Annotated in this window: 6 protein-coding genes and 1 pseudogene; 1 reads left to right on the forward strand and 6 read right to left on the reverse strand. The window is 72.4% G+C overall.

The genetic code is table 11. The annotated features are described in order from the left end of the window. From AB0F82_RS38455 to AB0F82_RS38475, 5 genes and pseudogenes are all read right to left on the reverse strand, one after another. Positions 1-240, reverse strand: a pseudogene (locus AB0F82_RS38455) (sulfate ABC transporter substrate-binding protein); the annotation flags it as partial. A 302-nt stretch (positions 241-542) separates the two neighbouring features. Beyond that, a complete protein-coding gene (locus AB0F82_RS38460; RefSeq protein ID WP_324610408.1) occupies positions 543-644 on the reverse strand; it encodes a putative leader peptide in 102 nt (33 codons plus the stop codon). A gap of 152 nt (positions 645-796) precedes the next feature. Continuing rightward, a complete protein-coding gene (locus tag AB0F82_RS38465; RefSeq protein ID WP_362636442.1) occupies positions 797-1,255 on the reverse strand; it encodes an RrF2 family transcriptional regulator in 459 nt (152 codons plus the stop codon). 60 nt (positions 1,256-1,315) lie between these two features. Next, positions 1,316-2,515, reverse strand: coding sequence for an acyl-CoA dehydrogenase family protein (locus tag AB0F82_RS38470; protein ID WP_362636445.1), 1,200 nt, complete (start codon positions 2,513-2,515; stop codon positions 1,316-1,318). A gap of 286 nt (positions 2,516-2,801) precedes the next feature. Next, positions 2,802-3,143, reverse strand: coding sequence for a hypothetical protein (locus AB0F82_RS38475; RefSeq protein ID WP_362636448.1), 342 nt, complete (start codon positions 3,141-3,143; stop codon positions 2,802-2,804). A gap of 125 nt (positions 3,144-3,268) precedes the next feature. Here AB0F82_RS38475 and AB0F82_RS38480 point away from each other — a divergent pair, with 125 nt between their 5' ends. Next, entirely contained in the window at positions 3,269-3,574 is a 306-nt protein-coding gene (locus tag AB0F82_RS38480; protein ID WP_362636451.1) for a hypothetical protein, read from the forward strand. Here the strand turns inward: AB0F82_RS38480 and AB0F82_RS38485 are convergent. Then, positions 3,571-5,001, reverse strand: a complete 1,431-nt coding sequence (locus tag AB0F82_RS38485) for an amidohydrolase family protein (RefSeq protein WP_362636454.1) — start codon at positions 4,999-5,001, stop codon at positions 3,571-3,573. The genes AB0F82_RS38480 and AB0F82_RS38485 overlap by 4 nt on opposite strands. Between the last annotated feature and the right edge of the window lie 397 nt (positions 5,002-5,398).

The raw sequence follows: 5,398 nt of genomic DNA on the forward strand, positions 1-5,398 counted from the left end.
CAGTTCCTTCTCGATCAGGCCTTCCTGGAGGCCGACGAGCGCGGTGGCGTGCGTCAGGTTCGGGAAGTACCCGATACGGACCTCGGCGGCCGACAGCTTCTTGCCGTCGGTGGCCGCGACGTTGGCCTTGTCGTCTTCCTTCTTCGCCTCGGAACCGTAGCCGCAGGCCGTCAGGAGGAGGGGGAGCGTCGCGGTGACGGCGATGGCGCGCAGGGTGATGAGCGGTCTTGCGGCAGACACGGAGGTGTCCTTTCACGGGGTGGGTGTTCGGGGCGGGTGTTTCGAAGGCGGTGGAGGTACGCGCACGGTGCCACTGCCGGTCGGTGGTGGCACGGCGTCGCCGGCGGAAAGCGGAGAGGTGTCGCGGATGCCGAAGGGGCGGTGGAGCCGCCGTACGTCGCGTGCCGCGCACGGAGGTGATGCGGCGGCGAGGTCAGCCGGGAGGGTTCATCCGGTCGACGCGGAGCGGGATGGCGAAGCGGAGGCGTCGCTCCATGCGCGGAGCGGTGCTCTGCACGCGGAGCGGGGCTCCGGGCAGCGCGTCAGGCAGGCTGACAGATGGCGCTGGACGTGCGGACCAGGTCGATGTGCCGGCGGGTGGTGAGGCGGGGCAGCAGAAGGCCCGCGTGATGCGGCGTGCGCATGGTCACCTCGCCCCCGAATCCCTAGTTTTCCTACCTGGCTGGTAGGCATATTGGCAGACGGCGACATCCGACCCAAGGGGCTGACCACATACTGGACGACCTTGTCTCGCCTTGTGAGAAAGGCCAGGTGGGACGGGATGGCGGCGCGTGGGTCAGGGATTGGTCCAGGCGTCGGGAACGTCGGTCAGCGCGGACACGCCGGCCGGCAGGTTTGCCGCCGCGACGTCGGCGAGGGTCACACCGTCGAGAATCGCGCGCACGTTGGACCGCAGCGCGATCCACAGGGGGAGAAGCGACTCGGCGGGGCCGGTGTAGGACAGGTCCGGAGGACGGACGCCGCGCACCGAGACCAGTGGTCCGTCCACGACGCGGATGACGTCCGCGATGCTGATGGAGTCGGCGGGCTTGGCCAGGCGGTATCCGCCGTTGCCGCCCCGCTGGCTGAGGACCAGACCGCCCCGGCGCATGTCGTTCAGGATGCCCTCGAGGAACTTGTGCGGGATGTCCTGGGCGTCGGCGATGGCTTCGGCCTTGAGGGGCCCGTCGTCCTGTGACACCGCGAGCTGCAGTGCGGCACGTACCGCGTAGTCCGCCCTGGCTGAGATCCGCATGCGCACATTATCCCGTACGGCGTCCGCCCACGTCTCGCGGGTGTGCGGCGGGCCGCCGGGTCAGTGGAAGGCCGCCGCCACCGCCCGGTGCGAGCCGTTGAGGTAGTGCTCGCCGATGGAGCGGAGGCGGTGCGCCGCCGGGCGGTGGGCCGTCAGGACGCGGGCGTTGCGCCAGAAACGGTCCAGGCCGGGGGCGTCGGCGAGCTCCAGCACGCGCGTGGTGATGTGCAGGGCGGCCCGCGACGTCACCGTCTCGGCCGTGGCCACCAGCGCGGCGACGCCCGCCGGCTCGTCGGCGTCGAGGTGCGCGCCCACGTCGAGGGCCCGCGCCATCGCCTCCGTCGCCCGGTCGACCACTGCGGTGGCTGTCTGGGCGGCAGAGGCGAGCTCCCCGTAGGTGAGCAGGAGGTCCGGGTCCTCGCCCGGCAGCCGGTGCGCCCGGCCGCCCCGGCTGAGGTCGCGCGCTTCGGTGAGCGCGCCCTCGGCGATGCCGAGTGCGACGTGGCACAGGGCGAGCCGCAGGGCCGGCTCCGCCAGTGCGGTGAAGGGCGCCGTCGACTCCTCGTCGTGCGGGCGCCGGCCCAGCACCTGGACGGGCGCGACGGTGACCCGGTCGAGGACGACCTCGCCCGCGCCGGCGGCGCGCTGCCCGAGGCGGTCGTGGGCGGCTTCCACGGTCACGCCGCGTGTGCGGGGCGGGATGCGCACCACCAGGACCTCCCCGGTCGCGGCGCACACGGCGTCCACCACGATCTGGTCGGCGACCGCCGCCGCCGTGTCGACGGACCGGCGCCCGTCCAGCACGTAGCCGGTGTTGCGGGGCCTCAGCGTGAGGTCCGGCCCGTCGCCGTCCTCGTCGGGTGCGGGCGCCCGGACCGCCCCGGTCCACAGCCAATGCTCGCGCACCGAGGCCTCTTCGAGGGTGGCGGCCTGGTGGTGACTCGCGTAGAAGCGACCGCTCCAGGTGTGTACGTAGTGCCGCGCGAGCACATCGCCCACGGAGCTGTCCGCCGCGGCGACCTCCCGTATGACGGCGCATCCGGTACGCCAGTCCGTACCGCGGCCGGGCGAGGGCGGGGTGAGGGCCGCGAGCAGCCCGGCCTCGCGCAGCCGGGTCCTCTCGTCGGTCGGAGGGCGGCCCGCCCGCTCACGGGTGATGGCATCCGCGGCGAGGTCGTCCGCCACGTCGCGGGCGGTACGCAGGAGCGCGCGGCGCTCGTCGCCGGACCGGGCTGCGGCCGTGCTCGGTGTCGTCGGCACGGACTTCACCGACAGGCCGGGGTGCCGTGGCGTGGCGCCGAGAGTGGGCGGACGGCGGTGCCATCGGGGACGGCGGTGGTCATGTGGGCCACTCCGGATCGTTGTCGGGCGCCGGCAGCAACGGCGTCGATGGCCGGCGGGAGCCGCACTGCAACTCAATCCCACCTTCCCTATCGGATTGATAGGGATATTCGCCGAAGACGGCCCCCTCAGCAAGAGCCCGCCCGCATCCTGGACACATCCGTCTTGGGAAAAGAGACGCGCTGATCAGGGGCCTGCCGGGGCGTCAGTCCAGCGGCTGCTCGACCGAGCTGGTGCCGCTGCCTTCCTGGGATTCCCAACTCCATGACTCCTCAAGGCGCAGGCGGCCGTCGGCGAGCACGGTAACGCGCGACGTGCAGTGTCCCGAGGCTGTCGTGCCGTCGAGACGGAGCTGGACGTAGCGGAAGTCGACGGTGTCATCCTCCCGCGTGCCGATCAGATGCCCCTTGACCACGTCCCCGCCCCGGTAGTCGGCCCAGACGAGACCGTCGCGCTCGTGGTACTCGAACCGGGTCTGCCGACCGACCTGGCCGGGTGCCTGGTCGGCGACGGGGACGAAGACGAGACCGTCGAGCGAGCGCGTCATGGGTGACTCCTGAAGGAAGAGGTCCGCCGCCGGCCGCTCCGGACGGCCGGAGATGAAACGGCCCGCCGCGGGTATCGGAGGATGGACGAGGGGCCGGACGGCCACCGACGGAAGGCGTACCACCCATGAGCCAGGACACCGCGACGAACGAACCGCACGAACCGACCCCCGAGGAACGCGCAGCCCGCGACAGGGTACGCCGACGGGCAACAGGAATGACGCACCATCAGACCGCGGACGCACTGGAGGCCGCCGAGGAAGCCGCCGACGACCTCGACGCGGCCGACACGGGTACCCGCGCCGAGGCGGCGGAATGGCGGCGCATCACCGACCTGCTCTTCGACCACGGCGGCCCCTACACCCCGGAGACCGACGCCTACGTCCAGGGCCAGCTCACCGCCCGCCGGAACCGCCGCGGCCCGAGCGCCTAGCCGGTCGCGCGGAGGCGGGTGGCTGCCGCCTCCGCCTCCCGGACGACGCGCCCCGCGTCGACGTCGACCAGTCGGCCGTCGAGTTTCAGCGGCCTTCCGTCCACGAACACGGCGTCGATGTTCTCGGGGCGCCCGTTGAAGACGACCTGGCCCACCCAGTCGAAACGCGGTGCGAAGTTCAGGGCGGCCGGGTCGATGACGACCACGTCGGCCCGCTTGCCGGGCGTCAGGGAGCCCACCCGGTCGGCGATGCCGAGCGCTTCTGCCCCGCCCAACGTGGCCATCCGTAAGACGTCCTCCACCTGTGGGAAGACCCCGGCGTCCGTCGCCCGGGCGCGTTGCAGGCCGATGGCCGTCTTCATCAGCGCGTGGAAGTCCGAGCTGTCGTTGGTCCCGCCGTCCAGGCCGAGCCCGAGCTTGACGCCCCGCCGTCTGAACTCCGACAGCCGCATGATGCCGGATGCCAGCCGCATGTTGCTGAGCGGGCAGTGGGCCGCACGTACGTCGTGTTCGGCGACCGCGGCGATCTCGGCGTCGGTCAGGTGGACGGCGTGGTTGATCAGGAGCCGCGGGCCCAGCGCGCCGATGTCGGCGAGAACCCCGATCGGGTCGTCCGCGCGTTGCTCCGGGCGTTCCAGCACATGGGAGTTGAGCATGACGCCCAGGTCCTGGGCGGCCTCCCAGTGCGCACGGTTGAGGTCCTGGACGGCCCGGGCCGCATGCGTGGCCACTTGGAAGGAACCCAGGGGCGCCGGATCGACGAGTTCCTTCTTCACCTTCGTGACCAGCACCGCGTCCGGCTTCGGCGGGAACATCGCGTAGGTGAAGCGCACCCCGGTGCCGGCCAGGGCCCGTACGTAGCTCTCGATCAGGTCGAACGCGAAGATGTCCACCCAGTCCACCAGCGTGGTGACGCCCGACTGGACGGCGTCGAGGGCGGCGAGCCGTACGAAGCTGTGGAGGGCCGCCGGGGTCAGCCGTGCGCGTTGCGGGTCGGTACACCCCGCGAACCAGCCGAACAGGTCGCGGTCGGTACAGCCGCCCCGGATCACCGCCTGCCAGAGGTGGGTGTGGGTGTCGACGAACCCTGGCATGACCAGCTTGCCCGCGGCCTCCACCACCCAGGCTCCCGGCGGCCGTTGGAGGGTCGGGCCGACGGCGGCGATGGCGCCGTTCCGCATCAGGACGTCGGCGTTCTCGACGGCCCCGAGGGGGCCGCCGCCGAGGCCTGGGTCCATGGTGAGGACGAGGGAGGCCCCACGGAGCAGGACCGTCCCCCCGGCCGTGGCGGGCCGGCCGGGCGGGCGGCTCGGGGACGTGGGGCGGGCGGTGACGCCGAGAAGGAGCGGTGTGGCGGCGGCCATACCGAGGCCGGTGAGGAGGTCGCGTCGGCTGGGGGCCGCGAGGGTGGTGGGGGTGGGCTGCATGGCGTGTTACCTCCCGAGGGCGCAGAACGGAAGGCCCGCCCGGGCGGCGACGCCGTGACGGGGCGTCGGGCAGGGGCGGGAGATCACACGCAGCATTCCCGGCGAACGACGCTCCGATAGGCGTCGGTGGAAAACTTTTTCCGTTGCGGTCGTGCACCAGACACCTACCGGCCAAGTTGCCGGGGCACTTCGAGCGCGGCGGCTGGGGCGGTCAGGGCGGCCCGGCCGATGGGCACGGGCGGGTGGGACTCCCGGCGTCGCGATCCACCATCAGGGTGACGGAAGGAGGGGCCGGACCCGTCGGCACGCCTGTGCGGCGGGACGTAGTCCGGTGTGCGGACGGGTTGTCTGCACGGTAGAGCCAATGCCCGTCGGGGAGCCGGAGGCGTGCGGGGCA

Source organism: Streptomyces virginiae (genome assembly GCF_040638905.1).
Classification (GTDB): Bacteria; Actinomycetota; Actinomycetes; order Streptomycetales; family Streptomycetaceae; genus Streptomyces; species Streptomyces virginiae_B.